The sequence below is a fragment of the Parahoeflea alexandrii genome (assembly GCF_024105735.1).
Lineage (GTDB): Bacteria > Pseudomonadota > Alphaproteobacteria > Rhizobiales > Rhizobiaceae > Hoeflea > Hoeflea alexandrii.
Genome location: NZ_JAAAML010000003.1, coordinates 531,269 through 548,793 on the forward strand (window position 1 = coordinate 531,269; position 17,525 = coordinate 548,793).

The following is a 17,525-nucleotide window of genomic DNA, read 5'->3' on the forward strand; positions in this document are numbered from 1 at the left end:
GTGGGGGAATTCCTACTTGTTGGCAATGACCGCACGCTTGCGCAGTTCGGCGAGGTACTTCTTTGCCTCCGCGGAATCGCCGGCATCGGCGTTCTCTGCGCGAAACACCATTTCCGCGGCCTTGTCGTCCGACACGGTCTTGGCCGAGCACACGATGATGAATTCAACGCCGCGTTCCGTGATCCGCGCCGAGGTGGTTCCGCCGGCATCCGTGCGTTCAATGAGCGGCTTCCACTCCGGCGGCAATTCCGGCTTCATGACGCGCCCAAGCTGGCGCAACGACACGTCGCGCAGACCGGTAATGGTCGATGCGGTGTTGTCACAGCCCTGAATGCGCGGGCGCAGCTGGTCTGCCTCGCGCTTGCGCGCGTTCAGCACCGCGTTCGAGCGCTTGTTCGCCGGCACCACCAGAACCACCTGCTGCAGAAAATACTCCGTGGTCGACGGCTTGTCGTCGCCACGCTCGAGCATCTTCGTCACGAGATCCTGGGTGGAAATGCCGCCACCGCCGGTGACTGCGCCAACCACCCTTGGCCAGCTCATCTGCACCCGGATGAAGGACTTGAAATGCTTTGGCGTCACACCGGCCTGGTTGAGCACCTGGTTCATCTGCTTGGCCGACAGGTTGTTGGAGGCGGCGAACCGCTCATACGACGCATCTACCTGGGAATCGGAGGCCAGCACGCGGATCCGCGCGGCTTCCTGCAGCTTGAGCGCTTCCTCGATCAGTTGTTCCCGCGCTTTCTGGTTCAGGTTTCCGCCCGTGCGTTGCAGTCTGAGGAATGCCGCCCTGCGGGCGATATCGACGCTGGTGATCGCCTGGTTGTTGACGATGATCTTGATCTCGCTGGCGGCATTTGCAGCGCGCATGGGCGCAAACGACATAGGCAGCGCCAGTGTCAGTGCCAGCAGCAGTCCGGTAAGGCGAAAGATCGCGGAAGATGTCATGCTTTCGTGTCCTCTTGTCCGGTCAAACGGATCATTGCCAGTCTTGCAAATCCGGCGCCGCCCGTAAATGCCTGTTGCTTGCGGCAAAAACGAGGCGGGTAGGGCACGCTTTCCCTTGCATCGGACTGCTTGAATCAGAAACTGGGCTTGAGCAGCGGGCTTTCAACATCACCTGTCCCGATGCCGCCAAGCGTCCTGAAGCTCAGCCGGGCGCCGATCTTCCAGTCGCGGGCGTTGGTGTTGCCGTCGTCGCGGATGCTCTCATAGGCGAAAGAAAACGCGTAGCATTCGTCCTCGTAGAGAATCCCGAACGCCTGCCGGTTGAATTTCTTGTCGACCAGATCATAGCTGGTCGATGCGGCGACGCGCCAGAAGTCATGCACCTTGAGCGAGGCATAGCCGGTGACTTCGCGGCGGTCCTCGTCGCCGACAACGAACGGACGCGGTGCCTTGATTTCCGTATAGGTCATCGAGGTGCTGAGCCGGCCACGGCTGAAGCCTGCGCGCACATCGGTGCGTTCCATGCGGAAATCGTCCTTGTCAAACCGCGCCGATGCGGCCAGCGAGAGGCCGTTGAAGGACAGGCCGCCCATGCCGACGAAATCAGAGACATCGTTCTCCAGCCCGGCGTTTCGGGTCGCCTGCGAGAGATCCGGGGATGCGAAGGAATTGAGGCCGGCAATGTGATAGGACTGGCCGAACGCCGCGTGGGTTTTCAGCCCGTTGTCGAAGCTGCCGGTGTAGCGCAGGCCGACATTGGCGCGGGTGCCGCCCTCGGTCCTGTCGAAACCGGAAAATTTGTCACGCTCGAACAGCGAAGTTGTGTCGAACACAAAGCTCTGCGCGTCTTCGTTGGGCAGGCCGCCGGCCAGCCGCTCGTTGGGACGCACGAAAATCTGGCCGATCGGTTCGAACACATGGCTCGAGCCAGCAGTAGTCACAAGCACCGGATAGCTCGCTTCCAGGCCGGCGGTCACCATGCCGCGGGCATGCGAGCCATTGCCCGCGAACGTGCCGTTGTAATCTGTGGGCGCTGTGTCGATATTGACCGAATTCAGGTCGCCGCGCGCCGCCAGGATGGGGGTCAGGCGCAGGCCGTTGGCCGTGGTCAGGGTCCGCCTCCACTCGAGCTCGCTGCTCAGACGCGAATTGGCGCCGGCGAAGCCCTTGTAGCGGTCGGCAAACAGGGGATCGGTCGCGGCAAGCCCGGTGCGCGTGGTGATGTCGTCAGCATTGCGGGAAACCGAATAACCATTGACGTTCAGCGAAAGCTCGCCCCCGGCGACCGGATCGGAGAAGGTGCGGGTGTAGTCGAGCGAGGGGTGGATCGTCGCCTGTTGCCTCTCGGTCAGGTTTGTCGTGGTTGCGTCCTGAATGTCGAACCGGTAGCTGCGCAGATCGAAATGGCTGCGGTTTGACAGGCCGGTCAGGTACACTTCCGATTTGACCGTGTTCTCCGAATAGCCGGAAATCCCGTAGGTGCGCGAGAAATTGTTGTCGGACTGCAGCATCCCGTCCCAGCCGAAGGTCCAGCGTGGATTGATCCGGAACTGGCCTCGCGAGGCAATCATGCCGCGCTCGGTCACCAGGCTGTCGGAGGTGCCGGCATCGAAGTCGCCGGGATTGGTCTGGGAGATGCCTGCCATGCGCAGTGTGTGTTCGCCATTGGCGAAGTTCTGCCGGAATTCGACCTCACCAAGAAAGCCCTGGTTGGTGTAGCCGCTGCCGGTGAAGGTCGCATCCATATAGGGCGAGATCGCCCAGTAGTAGGGGATCGACACACCGGTGCCGAGGTTGTCGGCAGTCAGGTAACTGGGCGTCAGGAAACCGCTCTTGCGCTTCCTGTCGTGATCCGGGATCTCGAGAAAGGGCAGGTAGGCAATCGGCATGCCGAAAAGTTCGAAGGTCGCCTGCTCAAGCCGGATCGTCTTGGTTTCGCCGTTCTGGATGACGCGTTTGGCCTTGACTTGCCACAGCGGCGCGCGCTCCGGGTCGTCCTCGCATGCTTCGCACGCGGTGTAGACACCGTTGTTAAAGGTGGTCTGGCCGTCACCGCGTTCAGCACTTTCAGCCGCTATACGGGTGTTGTCCGGTGTCTCGATTCTGAGCGCGTTGACAAATCCATCGGCGAAGTCGTCGGTGATGTCGAGATTGTCGGCATAAATCCGGTTACCGGTCGGCTCTATCATCTCGACCGAACCGAAGGCCTGCATCCGGCCGCTGTTCTGGTCATATTCGACGCGGTCGGCGACGAGCTTGTAGTTGTCATAATCGATCTGCACGCCGCCACTGGCGACGACCACGCCGGTGTCGTTGTTGTAGATCAGTTCGTCGGCTGCCAGCAGCATCTTTGCGTCTTCGGCAACACTGATGCCGTCCGGCGCCACGATCTGGGCGGCAGCCTGCGGCGCGGCAAAGTAAAAAATGGTGCAAAAGGCCACGCCGGCGCACAAGACGCCAGCAAACGCATGAACTCTCGACCGGCGCACACCCGCCACTATCCGTCCTCCTTGTGGAGAAGCACTGTTGTCCCCAATGCCGAGGCGACCAAAACCGGAAGCCATGCCGCCACGACCGGCGGGATGGTCCCGGCATTCGCGAACGCCTGGATCAACTCGGAGACGACATAAAGCACGAAGCCCGCCAGGATTCCACCCAGGATGACCGTTAAAGACTGACCAAATCGAACAAATTTGAGCGACACCATCGCCGCGATAAGTGTCATGGCCGCCAAAAGCGCCGGAAGAGCCAGCAAACGGTGGAATTGAGTCTCGTAGCTGGTTGCCGGAAGGCCGAAGGATTTGGCCGCGGCAATTTTCTCCCGCAACTCGAAAAACGGCACGGTTTCCGGTGAAGTCAATGATTCGCCAACAAATTCCGCCTTGAGACTGGTCGGAACGGTTGTGCTCTCAAGCTCTTCAACCGGTTGCGAGCCGCGGATGCGCTTGACCTTGGTCAATTCCCACACGCCATCCCCCAACCGTGCGCTCTCGGCCTCCAGCCGTTCCCTGATCCGCTGGTCCTGATCGAACAGGAAAAAGGTTGCGCCGGAGAGTTTGGTACCACCGTCGGAGCTGGCCCGGGCGCCAAGAACGGTATCGCCTTCTGCAGTTCGCTGTCGCAGCCAGGGCGCGGCATTGGTCTGTTGCCGGCTGCCGAGATTGCTTTCAACGACAATGTCCTCGGCTTTTTGCATAGCGCTTGCCGCGAGAGTGTTGAGAACGGTGATCGACAGAACTCCGATCAGCAGGTTGGCAATGATCAGGGGGGCCAGGAACTGCCAGGCGGAGATTCCCGCAGCGCGCGTTACCACCAGCTCGTATTTCCGATTGAGCTGCATGAGCGTGGCAATCGAGGCGATCAACACGACAAACGGAATGATCAGCTGCAGCACGCTGGGGACGCGCAGCGCCGAGACCAACAGCCCGAGCGCGACCGTGTAGTCGGGCGCGCGCGACAGGCGCCGGCTGGTCTCGTTGAAATCCACCAAGAGGATCACCAGCAGCAGTCCAAAGCAGTAGACAAGGAACGTCGTCATGTAGCGACTGAAGAAATAGCGCGAAAGAGTGGAGGCCAGGATTGTCATGCCGAGCGTCCTTCACCCGGCTTCTCGCGGTTGCCCTGAAACCGTTCGAGCAAGCCGGAAAGGTTGTCGAAAAGCCGGTTGTTGAGCTGGGCCCAGGCCTTCGGGATCGTCAGTGCCCGGCCGCTGATGGTCAGAAAGCCGAAGACCACGATCAGGCTTACCGGCACGAGATAGGATATCGCCTCCATCACCGGGCTGATGCCTGCCGCTTCGGTGCTGTAGAACCCGAGCCCGCGGGCACTCAGCGCGATGGCTGCGACCAGTGCCCCGTTCTGAAACTGTTCATGCCGGTTCGAGCGCGCCTTTCCGAGGAAGGAAAACGCCACAAGCCCGAAGGCAAGCGGATAGGTCCACGTCGAAAACCGCTTCACCAGCTCCTGCTGGATCATGTTTTTCGGACCTGTGTAGTAGTAGTCGTCGGGGTCCGGATCCAGGAGATAGAGGGTGGATCGCTCGTTCGGGCGCTTTGCCGCGGAGCCGCCTGCGGGAACGAACGCGGCCATGTCCAGGGCGTAGGATGAAAAGGTGACGATCGAGATCCGGTTGTTGGAGAGATCCTGCTGCTGCAATTCGCCATCGACCAGGTAGAGGATGTTTGTATCGGTCTCTTCAGATTTCCGGATGACGCCGCTGCGCGCGTAGTAAATGGTTTCGTTGCCCTCGGTACGGGTGTCGGAGAGAAAGATCCCGCCGAGTTCGCCGCCGGGCAGCTTCTCGTTGACCTGGACGTACAGGCCATCCTCGAGCTTCATGAAGGCGCCGGAGCGTACGGCGACCGAAAACAGGTCTGACTGCGCCTCGGCGATCACGTCATAGAGCTTGCCGTTTGCCCATGGCTCGATGAAATTGCTCACCACGAGCACCATCAGCGAAATCGCCGCTGACAGCGCCAGAACCGGTTTGAGAACCGTGGTCGGTGGCACGCCGGCGGCTTCCACGACAACCAGTTCGCTGTCCGAATTCATGCTCGACAGCACCTGGCTGACCCCGATCAGCAGCGCAAAAGCGGCGACGATGGGCACCACCGAGGGAATAAGCGTGGCCGCAAGCATGGCGAAGGCTCCGAACGCCTGTCCGGTGGTCGTCAGCACATTGACACGTATGAGCACCTGCGTGGTCAGCACAAGCAGGGTCACCGCGGAAAGCGACCAGAAGGTCAGCGAACTCATACGGCGAAATATGTAACGTTCAATCTGCTTCATTTCGCCTTTCCGGAGCAGCCCGAGCGGAACCATGATTCGTTTGGCACCTCAGTGCCCCGGTTCGACCAGCCCAACCATGCACCGGCCTTATCAAATCTCAAATTGGATAATGTGTGGCAAACAAATGCGGTTAACATATTGTTGCGGCGGTGTAACGCAAATGCAATATGGCTTGATACGAAGCTTCGGCAGCGCCGCTGTCAGCTCAAGGACAATCCGGATCAGGCCCAATTTTCGACGCAAAGCCGGTTCGTCATGAGAGCGCGGGAATTTGCGGCGTGTTGCGCCCATCCGCTCTTGCCTTCTGCCGCGAAAGCGCCAAGATCGCGACCCACGCAAATCAAGAGAATCCATTGGAGCCGTCATGTCGATGAGCATTGAAATCAGTTTTTCCAAATCAGCAAAGGTCACTGGAGGACTGGTCGTCGCTCTCGGCTCGTCGAGCCAACCCGTGCCATCGATTGTTCGCAGCGTGGACCCCGGCGGCCAGCTCGACAAGGCGGTCAAGGTTGCGGGCTTCTCCGGCAAGCTCTGTTCGACCGCCGATGTGATTGCGCCCGTCGATGCGGCTGCGGACCGTATCGCGCTCGTCGGGGCAGGGGAGCAGGGCAAGCTCTCCGCGCACGAATGGATGCGGATCGGCGGCAAGGCCTTTACCCAAATCCGCAAGGCCGAGAAGGTCACCGTTCTGTTGGGGGACGCGGACGAAGTTTCAGCGGAGGCTGCCGCCGACATGGCGCTCGGGCTGTTGATGCGCGCCTACTCGTTCGACCTCTACAAGACCAAGAAGAAGGACGATGACGACAATGGCGCCCGCAAGTGCACCGTGGTCTTCCAGCATGAGGACGCCGCGGCCTGCAAGAAGGCCTTCGCCAGCCGCCAGGCGGTCGCCGACGGGGTGAAGCTGGCCCGCGACCTGGTCAACGAGCCGGCCAACGTGCTCGGCCCGGTCGAGTTCGCAGCCCGCGCCAAGGAGCTTGAAGCGCTTGGCATGGAAGTCGAGATTCTCACCGAAAAGGAAATGAAGAAGCTCAAGATGGAGGCGCTGCTCGGTGTCTCGCTCGGTTCCGTGCGCCCGCCGCGCCTGGCGATCATGAAATGGCAGGGCGGCAAGGCCAAGGACAAGCCGCTGGCCTTCATTGGCAAGGGCGTCGTCTTCGACACCGGCGGCATCTCCATCAAGCCCGCGGCCGGCATGGAAGACATGAAGGGCGACATGGGCGGCGCTGCGGCCGTCACCGGCCTGATGCATACGCTGGCCGCCCGCAAGGCCAGGGTCAACGCCATCGGCATCATCGGACTTGTCGAGAACATGCCTGACGGCGCAGCCCAGCGTCCGGGCGACATCGTCCGCTCGATGTCGGGCCAGACCATCGAGATCATCAACACGGATGCTGAAGGGCGCCTGGTGCTCTGCGATGCGCTGACCTATTGCCAGGATCGCTTCAAGCCCGAGATCATGATCAACCTGGCAACGCTCACCGGTGCGGTGATGGTGGCGCTCGGCCAGCACCATGCCGGCCTGTTCTCCAACGACGACAAGCTGTCGGAGGCGCTCAGCAAGGCCGGCGCGGTCACCCAGGAGCGGGTCTGGCGCCTGCCGCTCGATCCGGCCTACGACAAGATGATCGATTCCAAGTTCGCCGACATGAAGAACACCGGCGGCCGTTATGCCGGATCGATCACCGCGGCGCAGTTCCTCAAGCGCTTCGTCGGTGAAACGCCGTGGGCGCATCTCGATATCGCCGGCACAGCCATGGGGTCGCCCTCGACCGACATCAACCAGTCCTGGGCCTCGGGCTTTGGCGTCCGGCTGCTCGATGAACTGGTGCGCGCCAACTACGAGGGCTAGGAAGGCTCATGGCCGAGGTGCTGTTCTATCATCTGACCGAGTCCAGGCTCGAAGACGCCTTGCCGCCGCTGCTGGAGAAAAGCCTCGAGCGCGGCTGGCGGGTGTCCGTGCACGTCGGCAGCGAGGAACGCTGCGCCGCGCTTGATGCGCATCTGTGGACCTGGCGCGAGGAAAGTTTCCTGCCGCACGGCAGCGCTCAGTCGCCGCATGCCGAGAGGCAGCCGGTGCTGCTCACGCTGGAACCCGAAGCAGCCAATGGCGCCACCGTGCGCTTTGTCGCCGATGGCGCCGATGTTCCTGCCCTTGAGGGAGTGGAGCGCCTGGTGATGATGTTTGACGGCCATGATCAGAACCAGCTCGATGCGGCCCGCGCCCAGTGGAAGACCCTGAAGGCCGGCGGTCACACGCTAACCTATTGGCAGCAGACCCCGGACCGCCGCTGGGAAAAGAAGGCCTAGATACCTGACACGGCAGGCCTCGGGACGCCTATTGGTGCCGGAGCGCCTCGATCGGGTCCATACGCGCGGCTCTCCGCGCCGGAAAATAGCCGAACACGATGCCGACCAGAGCCGAGAACAGGAAGGCCGCGAGCACGATGGTCGCGTCCGGTGCGAAGGGAATCGACAGCAGCCGCGAGCCAAGAAGCCCGAGCGCCAGGCCGAGCAGGATGCCGATCAGCCCGCCGATCAATGACAGCACGATCGCCTCGACGAGGAACTGCATCAGCACCTGGCGTTCCGTGGCGCCCACGGCCAGCCGGATGCCGATCTCGCGGGTACGCTCTGTCACTGACACCAGCATGATGTTCATGATGCCGATGCCGCCGACCAGCAGGCTGACGGCGGCGACAGCCGAGAGCAGGCCGGTCAGCACGCTGGTGATCCCGGTCAGCATCGAGGTGATCTGCTTCATGTCGAAGACGTTGAAATCGTCCTCCTCGAAGGGACCGATCCGCCGCCGCTCCCGCATCAGGCTTTCAATGTCGGCCTTGGCCTTCTCCGTGGAAACGCTGTTGCGGATCGAGGCATAGATCATCGCCACATCCTGGTTGCCCGATATCCGCCGCTGGAAGGTCCGGATCGGGATCAGGATGATGTCATCCTGATCGGTGCCGAAGCTCGAGGCTCCCTTGACCTCGAGAATGCCGATCACCCGGCAGGCGATCTGCTTGAGCCGGATGCTGGCGCCGATCGGATCGCCATTGCCGAACAGTATCTGGCGCACGGTTTCGCCGAGAATGCAGGCGGCGGTGCCGGTTCTCAGCTCGCTTTCGTAGAACGCGCGGCCACCAACGATCGCCCAGCTTCGGGCGGTCAGGTAGCGGTTGTCGGTGCCGGTCACGGTGGTGGAATAGTTCGCGTTGCCGTAGATCGCGGTCATGCCGCGCGAATTGGAAGGGGTGGCGACCGCGACACTGGAGATCTGCTGTTCGATCGCATCGACATCCTTGAGCGTCAGGCTTGCGGCCGTGCCGCCACCACCGCCCGAACCCGGCCCCTGCGAGGGCTGGCCCGGCCGGATCATCAGCAAGTTGGTGCCGAGCGTCGACACATCGGCTTCCACCTGGTCGGTCGAGCCCTGGCCCACCGTGACCATTGCGATGACAGCCGCGACGCCGATGACGATGCCCAGAACCGTCAGAAATGACCGGAAGGCGTTGCGCAGGATCGCCTGCAGCGCCAGCCGCACCGCTTCATACAGCATCTGCAGCCGCCTTCCTGTTCCGGTTGTCCGTTTCGATCCTGCCGTCCAGGAAATGTATGATCCGGTCGGCGTAGTCCGCCATGTCCGGCTCATGAGTGACCATCAGGATGGTGATGCCATCCACGCGGTTGAGCCCTGTGAGCAGATCCATGATCTCGTGGCTGCGCGCGGTGTCCAGGTTTCCAGTCGGTTCATCGGCCAGGATCACGTCCGGATTGGTCACGATCGCCCGCGCGATGGCCACCCGCTGCTGCTGACCGCCCGACAGTTGCGCGGGATGGTGGTCTTCCCGGCCTTCAAGCCCGACCTTGGCCAGCGCCTCGCGCGCCAGTATCCGTCGCTTTGAGCCAGCCATGCCCTGGTAAATCAGCGGCAATTCGACATTGTCGAGCGCCGATGTCCGGGCCAGCAGATTGTATCCCTGGAAGACGAAGCCGAGAAAGTTCCGCCGCAGCAGCGCCAGCTGGTCACGGTTGAGGTGACCGACCTCTGCTCCGCCGAAGAAGTATCGTCCGCCGGTCGGCTTGTCGAGAAACCCGAGAATGTTCATGGCGGTGGACTTGCCCGAGCCGCTGGGACCCATGACGGCGACGAACTCGCCGCCTGAGATTTCCATGTCGATGCCGCGCAGGGCCCTGACTTCGGCATCACCAGTACCGTAGATCTTGGTGATGCCTTCAAGCCCGATCAGTGGCCTGGAGTCCGGATCTTGACCCTTGCTCATTCCTGCAACAGATCGGTAATCACCTGATCGCCCTCGGCCACGTCTCCATCCCTGATCTCGGTCATCGCGCCGTCTGTCTCGCCGGGCAGGATATCCACCGCCACGGCCTGTCCATCGCGCAGCACCCAGATATTGCGCCTGCCGTCTTCACTTACCTGGGCCGCTGTCGACGGCGGTCGGCTCGGTGCGTTCTTGAACAACATGCCGAGCAGGCCGGTACGGTTGCTGTCCTCGGTCTCCACAGGTGGTGCGAACCTCAGCGCCGCATTGGGAACCGCCAGCGTGTCCTTGATCTCCGCCACCCTGATGTCGGCGGTGGCCGTCATGCCGGGCCGCAACAGAAGCTCGGCATTGTCGATCGACAGGATCGCTTCGTAGGTCACCACGCCGTCGACGGTCTTGGGCGCAAATCTGAGTTCCGAGATCACCGCCGGGAAAGTGCGTCCCTGGTAGGCCTCGACCGTGAACACCGCCCGGTTGCCAACCTGCACCTTGCCGATGTCGGCCTCGTCGATATCGACGCGCAGCTCCATGTTCTTGAGGTCAGCGGCAAGGGTGAACAGCACCGGAGCCTGCAGGGACGACGCGACGATCTGGCCCACTTCGACATTGCGCTCGAGCACCACCCCGTCGATCGACGAGCAGATGCAGGCCTTGGCCAGGTTTGCTTCATTGATCTTCAGGTTTGCTTCTGAAACCCGGATATCGGCTTCAGCGCTCTTGAGGGCAGCCTGGGCCCGGTCATAGGCGGCCTTTGCCCTGAGCAGTCCCTCAAGAGTGGTCACCTGCTTTTTCTCGAGCATCACCGCCCGCTCGTAATTGTCCCTGGTCTCGTTCAGTGTCGCCGTCGCCTCGGCCATTCTTGCCTGGGAGGCCGTCAGCGAAGCACGGGCAAGTTCGACATTGGCCTCCAGCTTGTCGGTGTCCAGCCGCGCGAGTATCTGGCCGGTCGTGACCAGGTCGTTGAAATTGGCTTCCACCGAGCGGACCGTTCCGGACAGTTCGCTTGAGATTTCAACCTTGTCCGTCGGCTCCACCGTGCCGGTGGCCGTCACCTGAACGATCACATCGCTCCGCACGATGGCCTGTGTCGTGTAGACAGGCAGGTTCTGCCCCGAACCGGAACTCCACCACAGCCAGAGCGCGGAAGCTCCCATGATCAGCGCCATCGCCCATAGCACCCGGCGCAGGGTGGACGGGCCTTTTTCGGCAGATTTGACGATTGTTTCGATGTCGGATTTGGAAGGCGTCATCTGGATATCCCGTGGTTGGGGATGTCCTATCACGCAGCGGCAGCGCGCCCGTTGACATGGGTCAAGAACTTGCCCGCGGGGAACCGCTGCAATCTGCTACTGGTGTTATCCTGCCTTGATACGGTTATCCATGGCTGCGGCGGTCCAGCCCGTTCTGAACGCGAAAACCCCCGGATCAGAGATCCGGGGGTCCCTCCTTTCGGCCTAGCGGGGGACATCCGAGCCGAAATTAAAACTCTTCCCAGTCCGACATCTCCACCGCGGCATTGCCGTGGAAGGCAGGCCGCTGGCGGGCTGGCGCGGTGTAGGCCGGGGCGGGGGTGCCACCGTTGCTCCGGACCACCCGTGGCGAGTGGCTTGCAGCGGCATCCACCTTGAACCGCGACAGCAGCTGGAACAATGAGGCTGCCTCCTGCGCCAGGCTGTGGCTGGCGGCGGTCGATTGCTCGACCATTGCCGCATTCTGCTGGGTGCCCTGATCCATGGCGTTGACCGCCGTGTTGATCTCGTTGAGGCCGGTCGACTGTTCGCGCGAGCCGGTGACGATCGCCTCGACATTGGCGTTGATCTGCTTGACCTGCTCGACGATGCTGACCAGTGCCTTGCCGGTTTCGCCAACCAGCGACACCCCGGTGTTGACCTGCTCGCCCGAAGCCGTGATCAGCCCCTTGATCTCCTTGGCCGCCGTTGCCGTCCGTTGCGCGAGCTCGCGGACTTCCTGGGCGACAACCGCAAAGCCGCGACCGGCTTCACCGGCCCTGGCGGCTTCGACGCCGGCGTTCAGTGCAAGCAGGTTGGTCTGGAACGCGATATCGTCAATCACATCGATGATGTTGGTGATCGCCTTGGAGGAACTTTCGATCTCGGCCATTGCGATGACAGCCTTGTCGACTACCTGGCCGGATGTCTCCGCATCGCGCTTGGTCTTGGCCACCAGTTCGCCGGCTTCCTCGGCACGCTGGCTGGAAGCGGCGACGGTCTTGGTGATTTCCTCGAGCGCAGCTGCGGTTTCCTCGACGGAGGCTGCCTGGTTCTCGGTCCGCTTGGCGAGGTCGTCTGCTGCAGAGCGGATCTCATCCGAACCGCTGGCAATCATCCGGGCGTTCTCGTTGACCGAACTCATCGCATCGCAAAGCCCTTCGTTGGCCTTGTTGAAATTGATCCGGAGCGGCTCGAGAGCAGGCTGGAAGGGCTTTGTAATCTGGATGGTCAGATCGCCGTCGGCCATGCTCTGCAGGCCGGTCGACAGGGATTCGACATTGCTGACCCGTTCGGTCACGTCTGAGGCGAACTTGACAACCTTGAAGACCTTGCCGTCCGCATCGAAAATCGGATTGTAGGAAGCCTGGATGTGGATGACCTTGCCGCCCTTGCCGATCCGCTTGAACTCATCGGAGTTGAATTCGCCGGCGGCAAGTTTTGTCCAGAACTGCGCATATTCTTCCCCCCTGACATAGTCGGGGTCGCAGAACATCCGGTGATGCTTGCCTACGATTTCGGCAAGCGTGTAACCGACCGCGCCGAGAAAGTTTTCGTTTGCGAACACGATTGTTCCATCTGGCTTGAACTCGATCATTGCCTGTGAACGCGAGATGGCGTCGAGCTTTCCGGCGTCCTCCATCGACTTGACCTTGGTCGCCGTGATGTCGGAGGCGAACTTGACCACCTTGTAGAGCTTGCCGCCGCGGAAAACGGGGTTGTAGCTGGCTTCGATCCAGATTTCATCGCCGCTCTTGGTGACGCGCTTGTACTGCGCCTTGTCGTATTCGCCGCGGCCGAGTTTCTTCCAGAATTCGGCATAGGCTGGCGCGGCAGCTTCCTTCGGTTCGACGAAAATGCGGTGGTGCTTGCCCTTGATCTCGGACAGTTCGTAGCCGAGTGCCTGGCAGAAATTTTCATTTGCGTCGAGAATCTTGCCGCTCAGATCGAATTCGATCATGGCGAGGGATTTTTTCAGTGCCTGGACGATGTTCTTTTCGTCTGAGCCGACGATGCTGGTGAAGCTCATGAGACTGGTCCTAAATGGTGACAAGCGACCTTGTGATCTGCACGGGTGTCAGCCGTGTAGAAGCAGGTAAATTGTAGCGAGGGGATGCATGAACCAGATGCTTCATGCATCAAGTACATCGCAAATCTCTCATGTATCCATTTCTAAAAAGTTAATGAAATATCATATTAGGAATGCTAAATATTGAGGTGCATTTTAACAGTTGAGGAGTGGGAGGCAGCACAACCGCGGACCGCTGCCGCATGGAAGGAGATCCACCGAAACAACTGTGGCCAACCGTGCCCTGCCAGCCCAGAGCCCGTTTCGTTGGCGCACTCAACAACTCGTCTGCCGGGAGAAAGAGCGCAACATTGCTGTCGCCGGTAGCTGCCGGACATGACCGCTCAAACGTATTGGCGCTCGATCTCGATCAGTTTCTGTTTTCGCCACAAGCCGCCGCCATAGCCGGTCAGCGACCCGTCGGCGCCAACGACGCGGTGACATGGCACGAGAAGCGCAATCTGGTTGGCGCCATTGGCGCGCGCCACCGCGCGGACCGCGGAAGGGCGCCCGATTGTCCCGGCGATCTGGCTGTAGCTGCGGGTTTCACCCGCAGGGATCTCCACCAGCGCATGCCAGACGGTTTTGGTGAACTCGCTGCCATGAAACGCCAGCGGCACGCTGAAGCACGGGTTGCGGCCTGAGAAATAAGCATCAAGCTGGGTTTCGAGAAGATCGAGGGGAGCATGACGGCCGAAGCCGATCCGGCCCTTGAACGCCTGGTGCATGCGGCGCAATTCGGCGGGCAGGGCCTTGCGGTCGGCGAATTCCAGAAGATGCAGATGGGTTCGGTCACACAATGCGATCATCGGACCGAGCGGGGTATCGATGTAGTCAGCCCGGATCATCGCGTCAGCGGTAAAACTCCCCGGCGGTGTGCCCATCAGCCTGGCAAAGGCCGCCCGGAAGGCGCCAGCCGATTCAAACCCGGCATCGAGCTGCGCCTCGATCACCTTGGAGCCGCCCGCCAGCGCCAGGTGCGCATGGCGCAGCCGCTCGAGCCGCGCCATTTCCAGGAAGGTCATTCCGAAATGCCGGTTGAAGGACCGCCGCACGGTCGAGGGATCGAAACCCATCCGGATGATGTCGGGTTCGCTCCAGCGGTGGCCCTTGCGTTCGGAGAGAGCTTCAAGAAGCACCTTCACGGCCGGATCGGCTTCCGCGGCGGGCGCCATCGGGTGGCATCGCTTGCAGGCCCGGAAACCGGCCTGGATGCAGTCGCCCACGCTGGCATAGAAGCTGCAGTTTTCCGGACGTGGTTTGCGAGCCGGGCAGGTCAGCCTGCAGAAGATGCCGGTCGAGGACACGCCCACATAGGCGCGCCCGTCATAATCCGGATCGCGTTTCAACAGCGCTTCGTAAAGAATGGCGGGCTCTGGCAGGTCAAACAACATGGTTCGCAGCCTAGCGCCGGCGTGGTCCGTCGTCAGCCTGAAATCGGGCGTCTATTCCTGATTACGTCTGGCGAGGTTGCCGGTCAGCCGGGGCCTCGGCAATGCGCGTATCTACTCGGCCGCGTCAGCTTCCTCGACCTGGCTGGTCAGAGCCAGCCATTCCTCCTCGGCCTTGGCCAGTTCCGCCGCCCGGTCGGCCCGCTGCTTGGATTTCTGGGTGATCTTGTAGGGCGCGTCGGCAAACTGGCCCGGATCCGAAAGTTCCGCATCAAGCGACTGAATCTGTTTGGTAAGTCTTGCCACCAAGGATTCGAGATCATTGATCTTTTTCTTCAGCGGAGCCACGCTGGCGCGCTGTTGGGCGGCCTGCTTGCGCTTCTCCGCTTTGGAGCCCCCATCGCTGTCATTCCCCTTCTTGCCACGGCTCGAGGCGCCGACGACTTCCTGCCGGTAATCCTCCAGATCGCCGTCAAAGGAACTCACCGTGCCGTCCTTGACGATCCAGAGCCGGTCGACCGTGGCCTCGATCAGGTGCCGGTCGTGGCTGATCAGAATGACCGCGCCGGGGAAGTCGTTGAGCGCCCGGATCAGCGCCGCGCGGCTGTCGATGTCAAGGTGGTTGGTCGGCTCGTCGAGAATCATCAGGTTCGGCGCGTGAAACGCCGAAAGGCCCATCAGCAGCCGCGCCTTTTCACCGCCGGAGAGATCCTTGGCCGGCGTGTTCATCTTCTCCGCTGTCAGTCCCATCTGCGCCACCCGGGCCCGCACGCGGGCTTCCTGCGCGTCCGGCATCAATGCTCTCACATGCGCCACGGCCGATTCATTCGGTCTCAGATCGTCCAGCTGGTGCTGGGCAAAAAAGCCGGTCTTGAGTTGCGGCGCGGTGCGGATCAGCCCGTCCTCGGCCTCAAGCCGTCCGGCAATGAACTTGGCGAAGGTCGACTTGCCATTGCCGTTCGAGCCGAGCAGCGCGATCCGGTCGTCGGCGTCGATCCTCAGATCAAGCCGTGCCAGGATCGGCGAGCCGGGGGTATAGCCGACGGAGCCGCCCTCGATGGCGATGATCGGCGAGGCAACGCCGCGATCGGGCCGCGGAAAGGTGAAGCCGCGGACATTGTTCTCGATCACCGCATCGACGGTGCCCATCTTTTCAAGCGCCTTGAGCCGCGATTGCGCCTGGCGCGCCTTCGAGGCCTTGGCCCGGAACCGCTCGACGAACGCTTCCATGTGCTTGCGTGCCGCCAGGCTCTTCTCGCGCGCCTTCATCTGGTGTTCGTCGCGCTCGGCCTTCTGCCGCTCGAACTGGTCGAAGCCGCCGCGGTAGAAGGTCAGCTTCTTCTGGTCGAGATGGACGATCGCGTTGGCCGCGGTGTTCAAGAGGTCGCGGTCATGGCTGATGATCAGCACGGTGTGCGGATAGCGGCGGATATACTCTTCCAGCCACAAGGTGCCTTCCAGGTCGAGATAGTTGGTCGGCTCGTCGAGGAGAAGTAGGTCGGGTTCCGAAAACAGCACCGAAGCCAGCGCCACGCGCATCCGCCAGCCACCCGAGAAACTCGAGGCGGGCCGCTGCTGGGCGTCCTGGTCAAAGCCGAGACCGGCCAGGATCGAGGAGGCGCGGGCCTCGGCCGAATGGGCGTCGATGTCGACCAGCCGGGTCTGGATCTCGGCGATGCGGTTGGGATCGGTCGCGGTCTCGGCTTCCTTCATCAGCCGGGTCCGCTCGAGGTCTGCGCGCAGCACGATCTCGACCAGGGCCGTCTCTTCGGAAGGCGCTTCCTGAGCGACCTGGCCGATGCGGGTGTTCTTCGGGATCGAGACGTGGCCGGTCTCGCTCGCCATCTCGCCGGTGATGATCCTGAACAGCGTCGACTTGCCGGCGCCGTTCGGCCCCACAAGCCCGGCCTTGATGCCCGCGGGCAGCGCCAGCGAGGCATTGTCGATCAATAGCCGCCCGGCGATGCGTGCGGAAAGGTCTGTAATCGTAAGCATGACCGCGCTTCTGGCCGGGTTCACGTCAAATGGCAAGGGCAAACGGTGTTTTCCATGGTCCCTGACCGGTGACAATTGGTCCGCGGTGCGTCACAAGTCGGATGACATGTGGCAGGAGAAAAAGAATGACGATTGTTTTGCACGAACTTGTCGGCGCCGATGAAGCCCGTCCGTTCAGCCCGCACTGCTGGAAGGTGGTGATGGCGCTGGCCCACAAGGGGCTGCCTTTCGAGCGCAAGCCGGTCTGTTTCACCCAGGTGCCCGGGGTCGAGGGCGGTGTATCGAAAACCGTGCCCGTCATTCGCGATGGCAGCCAGGTGGTGGCCGACAGTTTCATGATCGCCGCCTATCTGGAGGAGACCTATCCCGACCGGCCATCGCTGTTTGGCGGCGACGGCGGCCAGGCCATGGCCCGCTTCGTGGAAGCCTGGTCGCAATCGACCCTGCATGCGGCCCTCAACGTGATCGCACTGCATGAGATCGCCGACAGGCTGGCTCCGGAGGATCAGGCCTATTTCAGGCCGAGCCGCGAAGCCCGCCTGGGCAAGACGTTCGAGCAGATTGCCGAGCGTCGCCAGGCCGAGATCGAGGGTTTCGGAGCCAAGTTGACGCCTTTGCGGGTGATGCTGAAATCGCAGCCCTGGATCGGCGGATCGTCGCCGCTGTTTGCCGACTACATCGTCTTTGGCGCGCTGCAATGGGCGCGAGTGGTTTCCAGCGCCCCGTTGCTCGAGGCGGGCGACGCTGTGACCGACTGGTTCGAGCGCTGTATTGATCTCCATGACGGTCTGGGGCGTGCGGTAGCCGCGGCGGGCTGAACCGG

Annotated in this window: 14 protein-coding genes; 3 read left to right on the forward strand and 11 right to left on the reverse strand. The window is 61.9% G+C overall.

The genetic code is table 11. The features are described 5' to 3' along the window. Nucleotides 1-12: 12 nt before the first annotated feature. The 5 genes from GTW23_RS17455 to GTW23_RS17475 all read right to left on the reverse strand — a co-directional run bounded on the left by GTW23_RS17455 (nucleotide 13) and on the right by GTW23_RS17475 (nucleotide 6,114). Nucleotides 13-948: a SurA N-terminal domain-containing protein gene (locus tag GTW23_RS17455; RefSeq protein WP_152009276.1), complete on the reverse strand. Its 936-nt coding sequence runs from the start codon at nucleotides 946-948 to the stop codon at nucleotides 13-15. Nucleotides 949-1,082: 134 nt separating this feature from the next. Then, entirely contained in the window at nucleotides 1,083-3,449 is a 2,367-nt protein-coding gene (locus GTW23_RS17460) for an LPS-assembly protein LptD (protein ID WP_382264750.1), read from the reverse strand. After that, nucleotides 3,446-4,528: an LPS export ABC transporter permease LptG gene (gene lptG / locus GTW23_RS17465; RefSeq protein ID WP_152011555.1), complete on the reverse strand. Its 1,083-nt coding sequence runs from the start codon at nucleotides 4,526-4,528 to the stop codon at nucleotides 3,446-3,448. Before lptG ends, GTW23_RS17460 begins: the two co-directional genes overlap by 4 nt. A 2-nt stretch (nucleotides 4,529-4,530) precedes the next feature. After that, entirely contained in the window at nucleotides 4,531-5,736 is a 1,206-nt protein-coding gene (locus tag GTW23_RS17470) for an LptF/LptG family permease (protein ID WP_193217285.1), read from the reverse strand. Nucleotides 5,737-5,826: 90 nt separating this feature from the next. Continuing rightward, on the reverse strand, nucleotides 5,827-6,114 hold the full coding sequence (locus tag GTW23_RS17475; RefSeq protein WP_252916717.1) for a hypothetical protein: 288 nt from the start codon (nucleotides 6,112-6,114) through the stop codon (nucleotides 5,827-5,829). Here GTW23_RS17475 and GTW23_RS17480 point away from each other — a divergent pair. Both GTW23_RS17480 and GTW23_RS17485 read left to right on the forward strand, forming a co-directional pair. Then, entirely contained in the window at nucleotides 6,101-7,588 is a 1,488-nt protein-coding gene (locus GTW23_RS17480; RefSeq protein WP_252916718.1) for a leucyl aminopeptidase, read from the forward strand. The genes GTW23_RS17475 and GTW23_RS17480 overlap by 14 nt on opposite strands. 8 nt (nucleotides 7,589-7,596) lie before the next feature. Continuing rightward, complete coding sequence (locus GTW23_RS17485) at nucleotides 7,597-8,046, forward strand: DNA polymerase III subunit chi (RefSeq protein ID WP_152009272.1); 450 nt, start codon at nucleotides 7,597-7,599, stop codon at nucleotides 8,044-8,046. Nucleotides 8,047-8,074: 28 nt separating this feature from the next. Here GTW23_RS17485 and GTW23_RS17490 read toward each other — a convergent pair whose 3' ends face one another. The 6 genes from GTW23_RS17490 to GTW23_RS17515 form a co-directional block, all read right to left on the reverse strand. Next, nucleotides 8,075-9,292 (reverse strand): ABC transporter permease, encoded by a 1,218-nt coding sequence (locus tag GTW23_RS17490; RefSeq protein ID WP_252916719.1) that lies wholly within the window; start codon nucleotides 9,290-9,292, stop codon nucleotides 8,075-8,077. Next, the gene (locus tag GTW23_RS17495) at nucleotides 9,282-10,016 is read right to left on the reverse strand and encodes an ABC transporter ATP-binding protein (protein WP_252916720.1); all 735 of its coding nucleotides are present in this window, start codon (nucleotides 10,014-10,016) and stop codon (nucleotides 9,282-9,284) included. The genes GTW23_RS17490 and GTW23_RS17495 overlap by 11 nt, the downstream gene beginning before the upstream one ends. Beyond that, entirely contained in the window at nucleotides 10,013-11,269 is a 1,257-nt protein-coding gene (locus GTW23_RS17500; RefSeq protein WP_252916721.1) for an efflux RND transporter periplasmic adaptor subunit, read from the reverse strand. The genes GTW23_RS17495 and GTW23_RS17500 overlap by 4 nt, the downstream gene beginning before the upstream one ends. A 229-nt stretch (nucleotides 11,270-11,498) precedes the next feature. Further along, a complete protein-coding gene (locus tag GTW23_RS17505) occupies nucleotides 11,499-13,277 on the reverse strand; it encodes a methyl-accepting chemotaxis protein (RefSeq protein ID WP_252916722.1) in 1,779 nt (592 codons plus the stop codon). A gap of 383 nt (nucleotides 13,278-13,660) precedes the next feature. Continuing rightward, complete coding sequence (locus tag GTW23_RS17510) at nucleotides 13,661-14,710, reverse strand: bifunctional transcriptional activator/DNA repair enzyme AdaA (RefSeq protein ID WP_252916723.1); 1,050 nt, start codon at nucleotides 14,708-14,710, stop codon at nucleotides 13,661-13,663. 111 nt (nucleotides 14,711-14,821) lie between these two features. After that, complete coding sequence (locus tag GTW23_RS17515; protein ID WP_252916724.1) at nucleotides 14,822-16,702, reverse strand: ABC-F family ATP-binding cassette domain-containing protein; 1,881 nt, start codon at nucleotides 16,700-16,702, stop codon at nucleotides 14,822-14,824. Nucleotides 16,703-16,827: 125 nt separating this feature from the next. On the opposite strand from GTW23_RS17515, the gene GTW23_RS17520 reads away from it, so the two are divergent. Further along, the gene (locus GTW23_RS17520) at nucleotides 16,828-17,520 is read left to right on the forward strand and encodes a glutathione S-transferase family protein (protein WP_252916725.1); all 693 of its coding nucleotides are present in this window, start codon (nucleotides 16,828-16,830) and stop codon (nucleotides 17,518-17,520) included. Nucleotides 17,521-17,525: the final 5 nt, after the last annotated feature.

What these genes read in the sequence shown, in the direction of transcription:
- GTW23_RS17455 (WP_152009276.1), bottom strand. Translation starts at nt 948, where the DNA reads ATGACATCTTCCGCGATCTTTCGCCTTACCGGACTGCTGCTGGCACTG.
- GTW23_RS17470 (WP_193217285.1), bottom strand. Translation starts at nt 5,736, where the DNA reads ATGAAGCAGATTGAACGTTACATATTTCGCCGTATGAGTTCGCTGACC.
- GTW23_RS17480 (WP_252916718.1), top strand. Translation starts at nt 6,101, where the DNA reads ATGTCGATGAGCATTGAAATCAGTTTTTCCAAATCAGCAAAGGTCACT.
- GTW23_RS17475 (WP_252916717.1), bottom strand. Translation starts at nt 6,114, where the DNA reads ATGCTCATCGACATGACGGCTCCAATGGATTCTCTTGATTTGCGTGGG.
- GTW23_RS17485 (WP_152009272.1), top strand. Translation starts at nt 7,597, where the DNA reads ATGGCCGAGGTGCTGTTCTATCATCTGACCGAGTCCAGGCTCGAAGAC.
- GTW23_RS17490 (WP_252916719.1), bottom strand. Translation starts at nt 9,292, where the DNA reads ATGCTGTATGAAGCGGTGCGGCTGGCGCTGCAGGCGATCCTGCGCAAC.
- GTW23_RS17495 (WP_252916720.1), bottom strand. Translation starts at nt 10,016, where the DNA reads ATGAGCAAGGGTCAAGATCCGGACTCCAGGCCACTGATCGGGCTTGAA.
- GTW23_RS17500 (WP_252916721.1), bottom strand. Translation starts at nt 11,269, where the DNA reads ATGACGCCTTCCAAATCCGACATCGAAACAATCGTCAAATCTGCCGAA.
- GTW23_RS17505 (WP_252916722.1), bottom strand. Translation starts at nt 13,277, where the DNA reads ATGAGCTTCACCAGCATCGTCGGCTCAGACGAAAAGAACATCGTCCAG.
- GTW23_RS17510 (WP_252916723.1), bottom strand. Translation starts at nt 14,710, where the DNA reads ATGTTGTTTGACCTGCCAGAGCCCGCCATTCTTTACGAAGCGCTGTTG.
- GTW23_RS17515 (WP_252916724.1), bottom strand. Translation starts at nt 16,702, where the DNA reads ATGCTTACGATTACAGACCTTTCCGCACGCATCGCCGGGCGGCTATTG.
- GTW23_RS17520 (WP_252916725.1), top strand. Translation starts at nt 16,828, where the DNA reads ATGACGATTGTTTTGCACGAACTTGTCGGCGCCGATGAAGCCCGTCCG.